Source organism: Ruegeria sp. CDSA077, from assembly GCF_059612265.1.
Genome location: NZ_JBXWQG010000002.1, coordinates 330,404 through 346,786, shown reverse-complemented (window position 1 = coordinate 346,786; position 16,383 = coordinate 330,404). Strand labels below are relative to the sequence as shown.

Genomic DNA, 16,383 nt, shown 5'->3' with positions numbered 1-16,383 from the left:
CTTGCCCGATGAAACCCCTGCTGGTGACCGCCGCGATCCTGACCGCAACCTCTGCCCTGGCGCGCGACGCCTATCCGCCTGTTGATGTGTTGGTGCAAACGGACAGGTCCGTGATCGGAGAGCCGCTGGAATACCCGGACGGCACGCCGCAGATCACCATGGCCATCATCACCATGCAGCCGGGTCAGGTGACCGGTAGTCACCGGCATAATGCTCCGCTGATGGCCTATGTGCTGGAAGGGGAAATCACTGTCGATTACGGCGCGGCGGGGACAAAGACCTACAAAACCGGTGATGCCTTTGTCGAAGCGTTCCGATCCCCGCATGTGGGGGCGAATACGGGCGAAAGCATCGCGCGGATTTTGGCGGTGTTTGCCGGATCGGATAGCGTCGCCAACACAGTTGCCGAACAGTAGGCGATCATGTGGCACACGGCCTCTTTCCCCTTGTCTGAATATCCGTTACACGCGGGCTGACCCAAGATTATGCGGAATACGACCGATGAAATTCACCCTTTCCTGGCTCAAGGATCACCTGGACACTGACGCGTCGGTCGATGAGATCGCCGAAACGCTGACCGATCTGGGGCTCGAAGTCGAAGAGATCGTCAATCCGGCGGACCGATTGGCGGGCTTTACGCTGGGAAAAGTGACCCATGCCGAACAGCACCCTGATGCCGACAAGCTGCGGGTCTGTACGGTTGCGACGGATGAGGGAGATCTGCAGATCATCTGCGGCGCGCCCAATGCGCGCGAAGGCATCACCGTCGTGGTCTGCAAACCGGGCATGTATATTCCGGGCCTGGACATCACCATCAGCGTCGGCAAGATCCGCGGTGTCGAAAGCTTTGGCATGATGGCCTCGGAGCGCGAGCTGGAGCTGTCGGAAGAGCATGACGGCATCATCGAGCTGCCCTCGGGTGAGGTCGGCGATCAGTTCGTTGACTGGCTGGCCGAGAATGATCCCGCAAAGGTCGATCCGATGATCGAGATTGCGATCACCCCGAACCGCCCCGATGCGTTGGGCGTCGCCGGGATCGCGCGCGATCTGGCGGCACGCGGGGTCGGCACGCTGAAAGAGCGCGACTATGTGCCGGTGCCGGGCGATTTCGTCAGCCCGATCAAGGTGACGATTGATGATGACACGCTGGACGGAGCACCGCATTTCACCGGGCGTCTGATCAAGGGTGTCAAGAACGGCCCCAGCCCGCAGTGGCTGCAGAATCAGTTGAAGGCGATCGGCCTGCGTCCGATCTCGGCCTTGGTGGATATCACCAACTATATGACCTTCGACCAGAACCGTCCGCTGCATGTCTTTGATGCGGACAAGGTTCAGGGCAACCTGCGCGTACATAGGGCCAAGGGCGGCGAAAAGCTGGTGGCGCTGGACGAAAAGGAATACACGCTGCAACCCGGCATGATGGTGATTTCGGACGACAACGGCCCGGAATCCATTGCAGGGATCATGGGCGGCGAAGAAACCGGCTGTACCGAGGATACCGTGAACGTCTTCCTCGAAAGCGCGTTCTGGGATCATGTGCAAATTGCACTGACAGGCCGGGCGTTGAAAATCAACTCGGATGCGCGGTACCGATTCGAGCGCGGCGTCGACCCGGAATACACGCTGGAAGGATTGGAACATGCAACGCAGATGATCCTGGATATCTGCGGTGGCGAGGTCTCTAAAGTGGTTGAGGCAGGCAAAGCACCAAACCATGCGCGATCCTACAAGTTGGACTCGGCCCGGGTGCAATCGCTGGTCGGGATGGTCATTCCCGAAAGCGAGCAGCGCCAGACCCTGACCCGTCTGGGTTTCCGCCTTGAAGGCGAGATGGCCCATGTCCCCAGCTGGCGCCCCGATGTCATGGGCGAGGCTGATCTGGTGGAAGAGGTCGCACGAATTGCCTCCCTGACCAAGCTTCAGGGCAAGCCGCTGCCGAGGGTCACTGATGGCATTCCGAAACCGGTTATGACTGCCACTCAGCGCCGCCAGTCGATGGCGCGCCGCACCTGTGCCGCATTGGGTTATAACGAATGCGTCAGCTATACATTCATTGATCAGACATCCGCAGCGCTGTTTGGCGGTGGCGATGAAGCGACGCAGTTGGAAAACCCGATTTCGTCCGAGATGAGTCATATGCGCCCCGATCTGCTGCCGGGGCTGTTGCAAGCGGCGGCCCGCAATCAGGCGCGCGGCTATGCGGATGTGGCGCTGTTTGAAGTTGGCCCAGTTTTTCACGACGGCGAGCCAGGCGATCAGAAAATCCAGATTACCGGCCTGCTGGTCGGTCGCGACGGCCCCAAGGATGTGCATAGCGCCACACGCCCGGCGGATGTGTTCGACGCCAAGGCAGATGCCGAGGCCGTTTTGGCCGCCATCGGCGCACCCGCCAAGGTTCAGATCCTACGCGAGGGCGACGCCTGGTGGCATCCGGGCCGGCACGGCAAAATTTGTCTGGGTCCGAAAAAGGTACTGGGCGTTTTCGGCGAGTTGCATCCGCGTGTGTTGCAGGCGATGGACATCAAGGGCCCGGCGGTGGCTTTCGCTATCTGGCCGGATGAGGTGCCTCTACCGCGTAAATCCGGGGCGACCCGCGCGGCGCTGGAGCTGCGCGATCTGCAGGCGGTCGAGCGTGACTTTGCTTTTGTCGTCGATGAAGGCGTCGAGGCACTGACGCTGGTGAATGCCGCTGCCGGTGCCGACAAGGCGCTGATCGAAGATGTGCGCGTCTTTGATGAGTTTATTGGCGGAAGCCTGGGTGAGGGCAAGAAATCTCTGGCCATCACCGTTCGGCTGCAGCCAACAGATGTGACCCTGAAAGAAAAAGACATCGAAGCGGTGGCCGAGAAGATCATCGCCAAGGTTTCCAAGGCAACGGGCGGCGTTCTGCGCGGCTAACGCGACCGTAATCCAAATGCAAAGCGCGCCAATCGGCGCGCTTTTCTCGTTTCTCAGACGCCAGTGTTGCCGTGCTGCAACGTCCCTGCGTCCTGAATATCCAGGGGTTGAGTGGAATCACCCCCTGGCCGTAAGTCCAGCCCCCTAACGCAATCACAATCCGGAGTCGGCCCAATGCCAGATCCCAGCCTCGCAAAAGCAATGCCCAAATCCTGATTGCCCGCCAACTGACCGGCGGGCCTGTTTCCCGTTGGAGAGTTGTCATGAAACGCCAAGACATCTCGATGATCCGGCAGATTCTGCCGGAAGAGATGCCATTCTACTATTATACCGACCGGCAAAGCCCCTGGTTGCTGTGCCAGTCAATGGAGGCCGAAATGTCGGTTTCGGATCTAAAGCAATCGGGGCTGTCCCGTTTGCTGGCGCGTCCTTTGCTGAAACCCATGATCGCGCGGTGCGGTGGGGTTTTGCGGAGGCACGATGTGCTGGCCGTGGCCCATGCGGATCGCGCCGTGCGTCTGAAGGGGCTAAGCCCTGCGGCGTTCCATGGTTTAGAAGCGGTCTATCAGTCCGAATGGCTGGATTTCTGCCTGAGCTTTGAGCGCTGGTCTGGTGAACAATCCACGCGCAAGGCGCATAACATTGTGGTGCAGTTGGGCTTCCCGACCGAGCACGCCGAGCTGTTGTGGAAATTCGAACAGCGCGCGGCGGTGGGTGCGTTCCAAAGCTGTTGGCACCCGGTACGCACGCATGGCCGTCCGACTCTGGCCTGGTGCCGCTTGGATATAGATTTAACAAGTGGCTATTGTCTGATTGAAGAAATTCAGTCCGACTGGTTGCGCTTTGTCGGCCATGCCCGGCGTCGACTGCAATGCCGGGCGCCCCGGTCGCGTGAGTTGCGTTTGACGCGTGAATACGAGCAGGCGCTGCAGCAGAAATACGCGAAAATATGGGCCGAGGTCATGATGTTGGCAGTGTTGGTGCTGCTGCGCGACGAATTCGCCATTCGCGAAGTCTGGATGCACCAGCCAGAACCGGGCGCGCAGCTGAAAGGGATCACCTGGGGGCGGTTGCCGCCTCGGTCGATCTATACCCGTTTGCCCCGCAGTTTCGGGTTCGAGCCAACATCCGAGATGCCGGGGTTTCTGGGAAGCAAGCAGCGCAGCGCGGCCCGTAAGGCAGTTCCCAACGGGCAGCCGGTGTTTTGGCGGCTGGCTTTCTGAGCTCCCCCTTGGGTCAGGTCCATTTTGTCTTTAGGGTCGCCAATAAAATCAAAGGAGAAATCAATGGGCCTGAACGTCTACCTGTCCGGAGAGATACACACCGACTGGCGCGAGCAGATCATTGACGGGGCGAAAGGGTTGGACATTTCGTTCAACAGCCCTGTCACGGTTCACGAAGCCAGCGACGATTGCGGCGTTGCAATTTTGGGGTCCGAGCCAAACAAGTATTGGCATGACCACAAGGGTGCGATGGTCAATGCGATCCGAACCCGCAAGGGCATTTCAGACGCGGATGTCGTGGTCGTCCGCTTTGGCGATCAATACAAGCAATGGAACGCAGCCTTTGACGCGGGATATGCGGCGGCTTTGGGCAAGTCGATCATCGTAGTGCACGGGCCAGATCATCAGCACGCGTTGAAAGAGGTTGATGCAGCCGCCCTGGCTGTTGCTGAACATCCCTCGCAGGTGGTGGATGTGCTGCGGTATGTTCTGACGGGTAAGCTTCCAAGTTAAATGGATGGGGTGAGGTATTGCCTCACCCCACACGTGTTAACCTGGGGAAGGAATCTGCAGCCCGCGCTGAACGGCGGGACGCGCAAGAAACCGATCAAGATAAGGTTGGAGATTTGCGTACTCATCCCAGCCAACAATGTCTCGGGCACCATAAAAATCCAACCCGCGCAGCCAGGGGACGATTGCAATGTCGGCGATCGAGTAATCCCCGGCGATCCATTCCTGGCCATCAAGTTGATTGTTCACGACATTTAACAGCCGCTTTGCCTCGTTGAGATAACGCTCACGTGGGCGCGGATCTTCGATCTCTTTCCCGGCGAATTTGTGGAAAAAGCCAAGTTGCCCAAGCATGGGACCAATTCCACCCATCTGGAACATGAGCCATTGGGTAATGCGATGTCTGTCGCTTTGTGTCTGGCCCATGAATTTCCCTGACTTCTCGGCCAGATACAACAGGATCGCACCGCTTTCGAACAGGCCCAGGGGATGTCCATCAGGACCGTTCGGGTCAATGATTGCAGGGATTTTGTTGTTGGGGTTCAGCGACAGGAACTCGGAGCTTTTGACATCCGCATCCGCAAGCGTGACCAGATGCGCCTCGTAGGGCAGGCCGGTTTCCTCAAGCATGATCGAGGCTTTGACGCCATTAGGTGTCGGATAAGAATAGAGCTGAATGACCGAAGGGTCTTTGGCGGGCCATTTGTCTGTAATGGAATAAGACGCAAAATGTGTCATGGGGTCTCCTGAATAAGCCGATTGGGGAAAAATAGTCACGATTTCCCATAAAAACATACATTTTATAGTGCAATTAGCGCACAGTTGCCGTGCGTTTAGGCGCATAAAAATGACAACAGGGAAAGAGGGAAGTTATGTTCCAGGAGTTCAAGACATTCATTGCCAAAGGCAATGTTATGGATATGGCGGTGGGTATCATCATTGGAGCCGCATTTACCGCAATTGTTACGTCTCTTGTTGGCGATCTGATCAATCCATTGATTGGCCTGTTCACGGGTGGGGTTGATTTCACCAACAACTACTCCGTTCTGGCCGGTGATGTCGCCGAAGGGGCGAGCTTGGAAGCGGCGCGGGAAACCGGTGCTTCTGTTTTTGCATATGGTGCGTTCATCATGGCGATCATCAACTTTCTGATCATCGCCTGGGTGGTTTTCATGCTGGTCAAAATGGTGAACCGGGTCAAAGAGGCGGCAGAAGAGGAAGCACCGGCGGAAGAAGAAGCGCCAGCCGGGCCAAGCGAGCTGGACATCCTGATGGAAATCCGCGACGCACTGAAAAAGTGACTCCTGCAGTTACGGCAGAAGAGGACCCCACCAGATAGGTGGGATTCAATTAACGATCTGAAAGCAGAAGGAAACCCGAATTGGAGCAGACGATGGAAATGGCAAATCAAGCCATGGATATGGCAAATGGCTATGTGCCAATCTTGATGAGTGCGGGCAAGGCTCTGATTGTTCTGATATTGGGCTGGATTGCGGCAGGTATGATCGCTGGGGTTGTTCGCCGCCGTATCAACAAAACGCCCCATATTGATCCGACGCTGGGCAATTTTGCCGCCAGCATGATCAAATGGGCCATTCTGGCCATGGTAATTGTGGCTGTTCTGGGCATCTTCGGGATCGAAGCAACCAGTATCGTTGCCATTTTGGGTGCTGCTTCGCTGGCCATAGGCCTGGCGCTGCAGGGTACACTTAGTGATCTGGCGGCAGGCGTGATGTTGGTTGTCTTCCGGCCGTATAAGCTTGGCCAATATGTCGACATCGGCGGAACAGCCGGAACTGTCAAAGATCTGAATCTGTTCACGACCGAACTCGTGACCCCCGACAATGTGCAGATCATTGTACCCAATGGCCAGGCTTGGGGGTCAGTTATCACCAACTACTCGGCACACGAGACGCGTCGTGTAGATTTGGTGTTTGGTATCGACTATGGCGATAGCGCGGATGCGGCGATGAAAATCATTCTGGACCTCGCAATGGCTGATGGGCGCATCCACGGCGATCCCGAGCCCTGGGTGCGGGTCACAAATCTGGGGGACAGCTCGGTCGATCTGACGGCGCGCTTGTGGTGTGCTGCTGTCGATTATTGGGATGTCAAATTTGAAATGACCAAAGCAGTCAAAGAAGCGTTTGATGCAAAAGGCGTTTCGATTCCATACCCGCATTCGGTCGAGATCCAGAAACAGGGATGATGCTCCCGCCCGTCGCTCGGGCATTGAAATACCCTCCTCCGGTTGGGCCCGGCGCCGCGCTAATCGCGCGGCGTCGTTGTTTTTGGTGCCCCGTTCAACGCTGTAAACAGGTCACGCCGCTTCGAAAAGGCGGCGCTATGCCCAACGCTGCAAACGCCCTCGGGAGAGGGCGCTTCAGGGGCTGGAGGCTTTCGTCAGGATTTGATGACGACGTTGGGGGATACCACGTCAATCCCAAGCGCTTTGCCAACCGCATAATAGGTGAGTTGGCCGGCGTGAACGTTCAAGCCAGCCAGCAGGTGCGGATCATCCTGACAGGCCTGTTTCCATCCTTTATCCGCCAGCGCCAGCATGAACGGCATTGTGGCGTTGCCCAGTGCTATTGTTGACGTTCTTGCAACCGCGCCGGGCATGTTGGCCACGCAGTAATGCATGACGCCGTCAACTTCATAGATCGGGTCCGCATGGGTTGTGGCCTTTGAGGTTTCAAAACAGCCGCCCTGGTCGATGGCAACATCCACCAGAACCGCGCCGGGTTTCATGGTGGACAGCTGCGCGCGCGTCACCAGTTTCGGCGCTGCCGCACCCGGGATCAGCACAGCGCCAATCACCATGTCGGCTGTCTGGATCAGCTCCGCGGTCGCACCTGCAGTTGAATACTGGTTCTTGAACTGACCGCCGAACACGTCGTCCAGATAACGCAACCGGGGCAGGGACCGGTCCAGTACCGTCACATCCGCGCCCATACCTGCGGCGATCTTGGCGGCATGGGTGCCGACGACGCCTCCACCGATAACCACAACTTTTGCTGGACCAACGCCGGGGACGCCACCCATCAGCACTCCGCGGCCGCCATTGGCCTTTTGCAGCGTCCAAGATCCGACCTGTGGTGCCAGACGGCCCGCAACCTCGGACATGGGTGCAAGCAGGGGCAGACCTCCATTTGCATCGGTCACTGTCTCATAGGCGATAGCCGTACAGCCCGATTCCAGCAGGTCATGGGTCTGATCCGGATCCGGGGCCAGATGCAGGTAGGTGAACAAAAGCTGCCCTTCACGCAGCATCTTGCGTTCGCCCGCCTGGGGTTCTTTGACTTTGACAATCATCTCTGCGGTGGCAAAAACTTCTTCTGCACTGTCCACGATGCGGGCACCTGCGGCGACGTAATCATCGTTGTCAAACCCGGCGCCAATGCCAGCTCCGTTTTCGATTATCACTTCATGGCCACGAGACACCGCCTCTTGTGCGGCGTTGGGCGTCATGCCGACACGGAATTCCTGCGGCTTGATTTCTTTGGGGCAACCGATTTTCATTAGGTCTCTCCGTTCCTAAACTGCCTAAATAATGGGCGGTTTCGGGTGCAATTTCTGTGAAACTCTGCCCGCATTCCGGCTTTTCTTCGGGAAAATCTTCGCTACAATGGGTAAAACCCGCAAAGGAATTGCGTGGATGAGCCTTGATACGACAGATAGAAAGATTCTGGCGGCCTTGCAGCGGAATGGTCGTATGTCGAATGCCGAATTGTCCGAGCAGGTGAATTTGTCGCCTTCGGCCTGCCACAGGCGGGTACAGAGGCTTGAGGCCGATGGCTATATCCGCAACTACGTTGCCTTGTTGGACGCGCGCAAGATGAATGTGCCAACAACGGTGTTTGTCGAGATCACCTTGCAGGGCCAGGCCGAGGAAGTACTGGAGGCTTTTGAGAAAGCCGTTGCGCGGATCCCGGATGTTTTGGAATGCCACCTGATGGCAGGAACTGCGGACTACATACTGAAGGTCGTTGCCGAAAACACCGAGGATTTCGCCCGCATCCATCGCCAATATCTGTCTCGACTTCCAGGCGTGGCGCAGATGCAAAGCTCATTCGCGCTTCGGACTGTGTTCAAGACGACGGCGTTGCCGGTTTAACCTAGGCTGGGCCGGGATAGGTGAAAATCACCAGATGCGCCGCGTTAAAGGCGAAATGCATCAGAACCGGAACCCAAAGACGTCCTGTCGCGTAATATCCCAGGCCACATGCCGCGCCAAGAAGGGCTGCAAAGAAAACCAATGCAGGTCCACCTGCAAAATGTGCAAGCCCGAAAAGCAGGCTGGCCGCAGCAATCCCCGCAGCAGCCCCCAGGCGTTTGGAAAGTGCTGATTGCAGATAGCCACGGAAAAAGGCCTCTTCCGTGAGGCAGGTCAGAAACAGGTTGGAAAGTGCAAAGATCATCCACCAATGGGGAAGGGTGAACTCTGGCCGGATGGCACCAACTGAGAGGCCCAGTAGAAACAGGGCCGGCAATGCGACCAGCCCGACCGCCAGCGGCGATTTGCGTATATACGCCAACCCATCATTCATGCGTGGCCAGGCCAGAAGGACGGCGAACAGGATCAGAGGCTTGTCCAGGTTCAGGTACATCGTGAAATCGGTGCTGCCCGGTCCAGCTTGAACCCGGTCCAGTACCAGAAGGTTATGAAAGCCCGGAACCAGATGTGCACCCATGGCCAAGCACCACAGGATCAAGGCGATATGTCCAACAAAGGAAAACGCACCGTTCAAACCGCGTAGCATCAACGCTCCGGCAAGACCTGCTGACGCAATAGCTGCGGCAAAGGGCGTGACCAGACCCAAGGTCAGAGCAATCAGGCCAAAACAGGTCAGCAGAACGAACCCCAAAGACCATTTCCCCGGAACAGCGCATATCTGTGCGGCGATCAGGATAAACCAGGGCCAAACAACCGGCAGAACAGATATGAAATGCGCCACGGCCCCTCTCTGAAATGACCTGTGCTTTGATGCCCTCAGAACACTCGGGCTGGCAAGTCGTGTTAACAGGCTTCATACAAACTGAAGTAGGGGTGGTTCTGGCGGTTGAATGATCCAGCCGAGCGGAAATGCCAAGTTTCCGAATTCCTGGGGCAGTGATCTTGCTGACCCCGGCAGATAAGCTTAGAAAAAGGCTTTCATCTACCTCTGTGATGACATCAGGCGGTTACACGCGCCTGATAGGGTCCTGACCCGATAATTGATAAGGAGCAGACCTTGACCGACGAGTTTAATCATGCACCAAAAGACTGGCTCGAAGCCGAGTTGGAAGACGCGCTGGACGAAGATTTTGAGATCGAATTCAGCGAGCCCATGCTGTCGGTGGAAGTGCGGAAGATCTACAAGGATCAGCATCCCGACATGCTGGATCGCAAGGTCTATTTCCGTAACTTGCTGCGACTTCAGGCTGAACTGATCAAGGTGCAGGACTGGGTGCAACATACCGGTGCCAAGGTCTGTATCCTGTTTGAAGGCCGGGACAGTGCTGGCAAGGGTGGGGTGATTAAGCGGATTACGCAGCGCCTGAATCCGCGTGTTGCCCGGGTGGTTGCTCTGCCGGCGCCCAGTCGTCGTGAGCAGAGCCAGTGGTATTTCCAGCGTTACGTCCCGCATCTGCCCGCCGCCGGTGAAATCGTTCTGTTCGATCGGTCCTGGTATAACCGTGCCGGGGTCGAAAGGGTGATGGGGTTTGCCAGCAAAGATCAGGTTGATCAGTTCTTTCAGGACGTTCCCGAATTCGAACGGATGTTGGTTCGATCCGGGATCATCTTGCTGAAATACTGGTTCTCGATCACGGATGAGGAACAGCAGCTGCGATTCCTTATGCGGATTCACGATCCTATGAAACAGTGGAAACTGTCCCCCATGGATCTGGAATCCCGTATCCGCTGGGAGGCCTATACCAAAGCCAAAGAGGACATGCTGTTCCGTACCAACATCCGCGAGGCGCCCTGGTACATCGTCGAAGGCAACGACAAAAAGCGTGAGCGCCTGAACTGTATTGAGCATCTTCTGACCAAGATCCCCTATACGGATGTACCGCAGGAAAAAGTCGACCTCCCGGATCGCAAGTATAATCCGGAATACGAACGGCGTGTTTTGCCGGACGAGCTGTACGTGCCCAAGATTTACTGATCACGATAAACGCCCCCGGATTCCGGGGGCGTGGCTTTAGTTTTCGCTTGTCCGGCCTTCAGAACACAAAGTCGTCTCTGGCCAGGTCTGATAACAAGGTATCTTCTAGTGTCAGGGTGTGGCCGTTACCGGCATCGATGATGACGTCATTTCCGGATTGCGAAATGTGGTTCTTCATCAGATCGTTATACCCAACGATAGACTTGGCCTGCCGGAGGTTGACGATATCCTCGTCAGTGAAATCCGTTACAGTATCCGCGCCCTTGGTGAAGTAGAATTGATCCACTCCGGTGCCACCGGTCATGACATCTGCGCCATTGCCGCCAATCAGTTTGTCGTTGCCCGCGCCGCCGACAAGAATGTCGTTGCCCCCTCCGCCTTTAAGCACATCTTTTCCGCCGCCACCGTCCAGCTGGTCAATGCCATAGCCGCCTTTCAGAAGGTCTTTGCCATCCCCCCCATTCAGGTCGTCATTATCAGCACCGCCAACCAGAGTGTCATTTCCGCCTTCGCCGTTCAGGGTGTCGTCGCCGGAGCGGCCAAGCAGCTTATCTCGGCCGCCGCCGCCAACCAGGATATCATCACCGCCGCGCCCATCCAAAAGGCCAGCCTGTCCGGATTTCAAAACGAACCAGTCATCCGCAGCAGTGCCGATCTTGCCAGCCCTGACGTCCAACTGCCCCGAGGGCGGTGGAGGTGTGGAACCACCGGAACCACCCGAACTGCTGGTATCAAGCTGCAAAGGCGCAGAGGTCCGTGCAAAGTTCTGAGTCACCATGATGGCGTTCCAGCCGTCATAGTTTCCGACCTCAATCCCAATTCCGATAACGGTCACGTTGGCGTCCAGAATATTCGCGCGATGGCCGGAACTGTTCATCAGGCTGTTGTGCAGATCCTGAACGTCATCCGACAGCCCCGGCGCACCGCGGACACTCTGCCATGCGATGTTTTCAGTCGCACGCCAGCTTCCGGAGAATTCGAAGCCCGCATCTTCCATTCTGTCCGATGGTCGCGAACCTCCGGCGCCGGTATGGCTGAACTTATCGACGTTCAGCATCCACTCGCTGTGATCTTCCGCCGCTGCGTTCAGCCGCAGCTCAAGCTTGACCGGTTGTAAGCCCGCCTTCGCCCGCTCTGCATTGATCAATGCGAGCATCTGCCGTTCTAGATCGCTGGCCGTTGACATGATTCTGCCTCCAATAGATTGCGTTATTTTGGCGGGACATTAGTGGCGAGAACTTGGCGACGAGAAGACACAATCGTGCCGCTCGCGGTTGGTGGGCAGATCGCCACCGGAAGTTGAATCTGAGTTCGCGATTTATCGCGCATTGACGCTGGGTTGCGTCAGCCAGTCGCGAAAAAGCGCGCAACGTCACCCTGAAAACGACAAACCCCCGGGCGATGCCTCGGGGGTCGTCAAATAGTGTCATCCAAAACTGGACGAGGAAGGTGCTTAGAGCAAACCTTCGCGCTGTGCTTTCTTACGTGCCAGTTTACGGGCACGGCGGATCGCTTCAGCTTTCTCGCGCGCTTTTTTCTCGGACGGTTTCTCGAAATGTTGCTTAAGCTTCATTTCGCGGAACACGCCTTCGCGCTGCAGCTTTTTCTTCAGGGCCCGAAGCGCCTGATCGACGTTATTGTCGCGAACACTAACCTGCATGTGGTTGTCACCACCTTTCTAGATAGAGTTGCAAGGAAATTGCAGGAATTGGCCGTATAGCAAAGCGCCTCTATCTTGTCTAGTACTGGTCCTGATAACCGGAGAACCGCCATGACAACCACCTATGAAGACGCCAAGCAGCAGCTTTTGGATGCGATGCTGACACATGTTCCCTTCGATGGCTGGTCGGAAACCAGCTTTCGCGCGGCGATTGAAGAATGTGGAATGGATGACGTTCTGGTGCGGGCGATTTGTCCGCGTGGTGCCGTTGACCTAGCGTTGGCATTTCATGCGCGCGGGGACGCAGTGATGGCAGATCGCCTTAAAACTGAGGATTTGGGCGATATCAAATTCCGTGACCGGATCGCCGCTGCCGTCCGGTTCCGGCTACAGGCCGTGCCGGATAAGGAACTCGTGCGCCGGGGTATGACCATGTTTTCGCTGCCAAGCCACGCGGCTGATGGCGCAAGGGCAGTATGGCAAACCTGTGATCTGATCTGGGACACGTTGGGAGATACGTCGGACGACGTGAACTGGTACACCAAGCGGGCGACATTGTCGGGGGTCTATTCCTCGACCCTGTTGTTCTGGTTGGGGGACGATTCGCCCGGGAGTCAGAAAACGTGGGAGTTTCTGGACCGTCGTATCGACAATGTCATGCAGTTCGAAAAGCTTAAGGGGCAGGTGAGGGACAATCCTCTGTTCAGACCGTTTCTTGCCGTTCCGAATTGGTTGGCCGGGCAGGTTAAGGCTCCGGCTAAAACCCACGGCACGCTTCCCGGATTCCTGACACCGCGCAAGTAGTCCTCTTGCTACTGGGCCTTGACGTTTCAGCCTGCTAGGCATTGGCCAAAGGAGATCTACCCATGACTCAGATGATGCGCGCCGTTGAAATCACCGAACCCGGCGGTCCGGATGTTCTGCAACTGACAGAACGCCCGATGCCCCAAGCTTTGGCCGGTCAAGTGGTCCTCAAAGTCGCCTATGCGGGGGTGAACCGCCCGGATGCTCTGCAGCGCGCCGGTGCCTATAATCCACCTCCGGGTGCCAGTGATCTGCCGGGTCTTGAGGCCGCGGGTGAGGTCGTGGCCGTCGGGACGGGGGTCGAAGACCTATCCGTTGGCGATCAGGTCTGTGCTTTGCTGCCGGGCGGCGGCTATGCCGAATATGTGGCCACACCTGCGGCACATTGTTTGCCGGTGCCAGCGGGGATGGGCCTGAAAGAAGCCGCCTGCCTGCCCGAGACCTTCTTTACCGTCTGGTCCAACGTCTTTATGCGCGGCAGCCTGAAGGCCGGTGAGCGGTTTCTGGTGCATGGTGGTTCCAGTGGTATCGGCACAACGGCGATTCAGCTGGCGAACGCCTTTGGAGCGCGGGTTTTTGCCACTGCAGGCTCGGCTGAAAAATGTGAGGCCTGTGAAAAGCTGGGTGCCGAACAGGCGATCAACTACCGTGACGCGGATTTCGTAGCCGCGATGCGGGCCGAGGGCGGGGCGAACCTGATACTGGACATGGTGGGCGGCGACTATATCCCACGCAACGTCAAGGCGCTGGCCGAGGATGGGCGGCTGGTGCAGATAGCCTTCCTTCAGGGGCCCGTGGTCGAGCTGAATTTTGCGCTTATGATGGTCAAACGCCTGACCTTGACTGGCAGTACCCTGCGCCCGCAAAGCGATCTGGCCAAGGCAAAAATCGCTTCGGATCTGCACGAAGCGGTCTGGCCTTTGCTCGAGGCGGGAAAAGTTGCCCCTGTCATGGATAGTGAGTTTGATCTGGCTGATGCGGCGGCGGCCCATGCCCGGATGGAAAGCTCTGGCCATATTGGCAAGATTGTTCTGAAAGTTGCGGGATAAAGCTATGTTTCAGGCCACAGCACGCCGATAGAGATGCCAGGTGGCGTGGCCCAGTACCGGCATCACGACGATCAGGCCCAGCAACATCGGGATCGCTCCGATGACCAGCAGCGCGGCAACGATGAATCCCCAGCTCAGGATGACGCCCGGATTGCGACGCAACACCCGTACGGATGTCACCACGGCGACCGGAACGCCCACTTTGCGGTCCAGCAGCAGCGGAAAGCTGACGACGCTGATTGCCAGGGCGACGAGGGCAAACAGAAACCCAACAGCGTTCCCGAACAAGATCATGGTCCATCCAGCGGCGGTGGTGAACACTTGGGTTAGAAAGGCACCCAGCGACGCGGGCAGGTCAGGGCCGAGTGTCTGAACATAGATGCTCTGCGCGACCATCAGCCAGACCAGAAACAGCATGACCATGTAAAACGCCAAAGCCAGAATCGCACCCAGGGAAGGGGACCGGAACACGCCAAACGCATCCAGCCATCCAGCCTCGCCACCTTGTTCTCGTTTGCGGCTGATTTCGTACAGGCCAAGGGCGGCTACCGGACCCACAAGCGCAAAACCACCAACCAGCGGTGCCAGCAGTGGAACCATGTTTGTGTCCAGCCCAATTCCGAACATCAGAAAACCTGCGATCGGATAGATGAGCACCACGAATATCGCATCGGCCCTTGTATCCAGAAAATCGCTGTATCCTGCCCTCAGGCAGGCCCAAAGATCATCCATCGTCAGCGTACGAACCACTGGCAGGTGTCGTGTATCCGCGCTGCCGATATGGCTGATATTTTCAGCTAGGTGATCCCCGGTTGCACCTATGTTCCGTGCCGCCCAGGTGATCGGATTGCCAATCGTTTTGTCCATTGCCGTCCCCTCCTGCATTGCGATGTTGCGCAGCGGGGTCAATCCGGCGACTTGTTGCTTTTGGCCGGACCAGCCAGCAACGCCTTGGGCATAGTATAGCACAAATTTTCGCGTTTGGGTTGCGCCTCGCGTAATCGTGTCGATTGCCCTGCGTCACAGGCATGTTAGCTTGGCCTGAGGCTAGAGGAGGACAACATGCAGAAAACGGCACGAACCGTCGTCATCCATGAACACGGCGGCCCCGAGGTTCTGAAGATCGAAGATCGCCCACTTGGTGAACCCGGCCCCGGTGAGGTTCGTATTCGTCATCATGCCTGCGGGCTGAATTTCATTGATGTATATCAGCGCACTGGGCTGTATCCGCTGGATCTGCCTCAGGCTTTGGGCATGGAGGCCGCTGGCGTGATCGAAGCCGTCGGGGAAGGTGTAACGCATCTGGAACCCGGGCAGCGCGCGGCCTATGCTGCCTCTCCGCCCGGAGCCTATTGCGAGGCACGGGTCATGCCCGCCGCACAGGTGTGCCCGCTTCCGGATGGAATTTCTTTTGATGCGGCGGCCGCGATGATGCTCAAGGGGATGACAGTCGAATATCTGTTTCATCGCACCACACCGCTGAAACGCGGGGATACCGTGCTGTTTCATGCAGCTGCCGGAGGTGTTGGCTTGATTGCCTGCCAATGGGCCAAATCCGAGGGGATCACGTTGATCGGTACTGCCGGAACCGATGAAAAATGCAGTTTGGCGCAGTTCAATGGTGCCGCGCATTGCATCAATTACCGGACCGAGAACTTTGCCGAGCGCGTCGCGCAGATCACCAAGGGCAAAGGCGTAGACGCGGTGATGGATTCCATCGGGTCGGACACGTTTGACGGATCGCTCGACAGCCTGAAACCGCTTGGCATGATGATCTCGTTCGGCAATGCCTCTGGCCCGGTGCCTCTGATCGACATTGGCATTCTGGCCAAGAAAGGATCGCTCAAGATAACGCGGCCAACGCTCTTCACACATATTTCGGACCACGCGGTCTGTCAGGCCATGGCGCGGCGCCTGTTCAACAAGGTCGAAGGCGGCGAGGTCAAAATCCACATTGATCAGAGGTTCCCGCTGGATCAGGTGGCCGAGGCCCATCGCGCACTTGAGGCGCGCCAAACCACAGGCAGCACAGTTCTTGAACTGTAAATGAAAGGAACCCGGCGTTTGTGCCGGGTTCCGTCACTGTT

The 16,383-nt window shown here is 57.3% G+C and carries 17 protein-coding genes; 11 read left to right on the top strand and 6 right to left on the bottom strand.

What is annotated here, in order from left to right; genetic code table 11:
* Positions 1–8: 8 nt before the first annotated feature.
* The 4 genes from AC2FLE_RS08930 to AC2FLE_RS08915 all read left to right on the top strand — a co-directional run bounded on the left by AC2FLE_RS08930 (position 9) and on the right by AC2FLE_RS08915 (position 4,634).
* A complete protein-coding gene (locus AC2FLE_RS08930) occupies positions 9–416 on the top strand; it encodes a cupin domain-containing protein (RefSeq protein ID WP_496696527.1) in 408 nt (135 codons plus the stop codon).
* A gap of 85 nt (positions 417–501) precedes the next feature.
* Positions 502–2,898 (top strand): phenylalanine--tRNA ligase subunit beta, encoded by a 2,397-nt coding sequence (gene pheT / locus AC2FLE_RS08925; protein ID WP_496696526.1) that lies wholly within the window; start codon positions 502–504, stop codon positions 2,896–2,898.
* A gap of 263 nt (positions 2,899–3,161) precedes the next feature.
* The gene (locus AC2FLE_RS08920; protein ID WP_496696525.1) at positions 3,162–4,121 is read left to right on the top strand and encodes a hypothetical protein; all 960 of its coding nucleotides are present in this window, start codon (positions 3,162–3,164) and stop codon (positions 4,119–4,121) included.
* A 63-nt stretch (positions 4,122–4,184) separates the two neighbouring features.
* Positions 4,185–4,634: a YtoQ family protein gene (locus AC2FLE_RS08915; RefSeq protein ID WP_271948554.1), complete on the top strand. Its 450-nt coding sequence runs from the start codon at positions 4,185–4,187 to the stop codon at positions 4,632–4,634.
* 36 nt (positions 4,635–4,670) lie between these two features.
* On the opposite strand, the gene AC2FLE_RS08910 is transcribed toward AC2FLE_RS08915, so the two are convergent.
* Positions 4,671–5,369: a glutathione S-transferase family protein gene (locus AC2FLE_RS08910; RefSeq protein ID WP_142635316.1), complete on the bottom strand. Its 699-nt coding sequence runs from the start codon at positions 5,367–5,369 to the stop codon at positions 4,671–4,673.
* Positions 5,370–5,503: 134 nt separating this feature from the next.
* On the opposite strand from AC2FLE_RS08910, the gene mscL reads away from it, so the two are divergent.
* Both mscL and AC2FLE_RS08900 read left to right on the top strand, forming a co-directional pair.
* Positions 5,504–5,932, top strand: a complete 429-nt coding sequence (mscL, locus tag AC2FLE_RS08905) for a large conductance mechanosensitive channel protein MscL (RefSeq protein WP_142635318.1) — start codon at positions 5,504–5,506, stop codon at positions 5,930–5,932.
* Positions 5,933–6,030: 98 nt separating this feature from the next.
* Complete coding sequence (locus tag AC2FLE_RS08900; RefSeq protein WP_496696599.1) at positions 6,031–6,840, top strand: mechanosensitive ion channel family protein; 810 nt, start codon at positions 6,031–6,033, stop codon at positions 6,838–6,840.
* A 194-nt stretch (positions 6,841–7,034) separates the two neighbouring features.
* On the opposite strand, the gene ald is transcribed toward AC2FLE_RS08900, so the two are convergent.
* Positions 7,035–8,153: an alanine dehydrogenase gene (gene ald, locus AC2FLE_RS08895; protein WP_496696524.1), complete on the bottom strand. Its 1,119-nt coding sequence runs from the start codon at positions 8,151–8,153 to the stop codon at positions 7,035–7,037.
* 136 nt (positions 8,154–8,289) lie between these two features.
* Between ald and AC2FLE_RS08890 the strand changes: the two genes are divergently transcribed.
* Positions 8,290–8,748, top strand: coding sequence for an Lrp/AsnC family transcriptional regulator (locus AC2FLE_RS08890; protein WP_142635322.1), 459 nt, complete (start codon positions 8,290–8,292; stop codon positions 8,746–8,748).
* A gap of 1 nt (position 8,749) precedes the next feature.
* Here the strand turns inward: AC2FLE_RS08890 and AC2FLE_RS08885 are convergent, their stop codons facing one another.
* The gene (locus AC2FLE_RS08885) at positions 8,750–9,589 is read right to left on the bottom strand and encodes a CPBP family intramembrane glutamic endopeptidase (protein ID WP_496696522.1); all 840 of its coding nucleotides are present in this window, start codon (positions 9,587–9,589) and stop codon (positions 8,750–8,752) included.
* 276 nt (positions 9,590–9,865) lie between these two features.
* Here AC2FLE_RS08885 and ppk2 point away from each other — a divergent pair, with 276 nt between their 5' ends.
* Positions 9,866–10,783: a polyphosphate kinase 2 gene (gene ppk2, locus AC2FLE_RS08880; RefSeq protein WP_496689073.1), complete on the top strand. Its 918-nt coding sequence runs from the start codon at positions 9,866–9,868 to the stop codon at positions 10,781–10,783.
* A 58-nt stretch (positions 10,784–10,841) separates the two neighbouring features.
* Here the strand turns inward: ppk2 and AC2FLE_RS08875 are convergent, their stop codons facing one another.
* A complete protein-coding gene (locus tag AC2FLE_RS08875) occupies positions 10,842–11,969 on the bottom strand; it encodes a CAP domain-containing protein (protein WP_282021660.1) in 1,128 nt (375 codons plus the stop codon).
* Positions 11,970–12,236: 267 nt separating this feature from the next.
* Positions 12,237–12,443 (bottom strand): 30S ribosomal protein S21, encoded by a 207-nt coding sequence (gene rpsU, locus AC2FLE_RS08870; protein ID WP_005614280.1) that lies wholly within the window; start codon positions 12,441–12,443, stop codon positions 12,237–12,239.
* A gap of 111 nt (positions 12,444–12,554) precedes the next feature.
* Between rpsU and AC2FLE_RS08865 the strand changes: the two genes are divergently transcribed.
* On the top strand, positions 12,555–13,247 hold the full coding sequence (locus AC2FLE_RS08865) for a COQ9 family protein (protein ID WP_496696520.1): 693 nt from the start codon (positions 12,555–12,557) through the stop codon (positions 13,245–13,247).
* Positions 13,248–13,309: 62 nt separating this feature from the next.
* Positions 13,310–14,296 (top strand): NAD(P)H-quinone oxidoreductase, encoded by a 987-nt coding sequence (locus AC2FLE_RS08860; RefSeq protein ID WP_496691843.1) that lies wholly within the window; start codon positions 13,310–13,312, stop codon positions 14,294–14,296.
* A 9-nt stretch (positions 14,297–14,305) separates the two neighbouring features.
* On the opposite strand, the gene AC2FLE_RS08855 is transcribed toward AC2FLE_RS08860, so the two are convergent.
* Positions 14,306–15,163: a DUF2189 domain-containing protein gene (locus AC2FLE_RS08855; protein WP_496696518.1), complete on the bottom strand. Its 858-nt coding sequence runs from the start codon at positions 15,161–15,163 to the stop codon at positions 14,306–14,308.
* Between the two features lie 195 nt (positions 15,164–15,358).
* Here AC2FLE_RS08855 and AC2FLE_RS08850 point away from each other — a divergent pair, with 195 nt between their 5' ends.
* Complete coding sequence (locus AC2FLE_RS08850; protein WP_496676674.1) at positions 15,359–16,342, top strand: quinone oxidoreductase family protein; 984 nt, start codon at positions 15,359–15,361, stop codon at positions 16,340–16,342.
* The last annotated feature ends 41 nt before the right edge of the window (positions 16,343–16,383 follow it).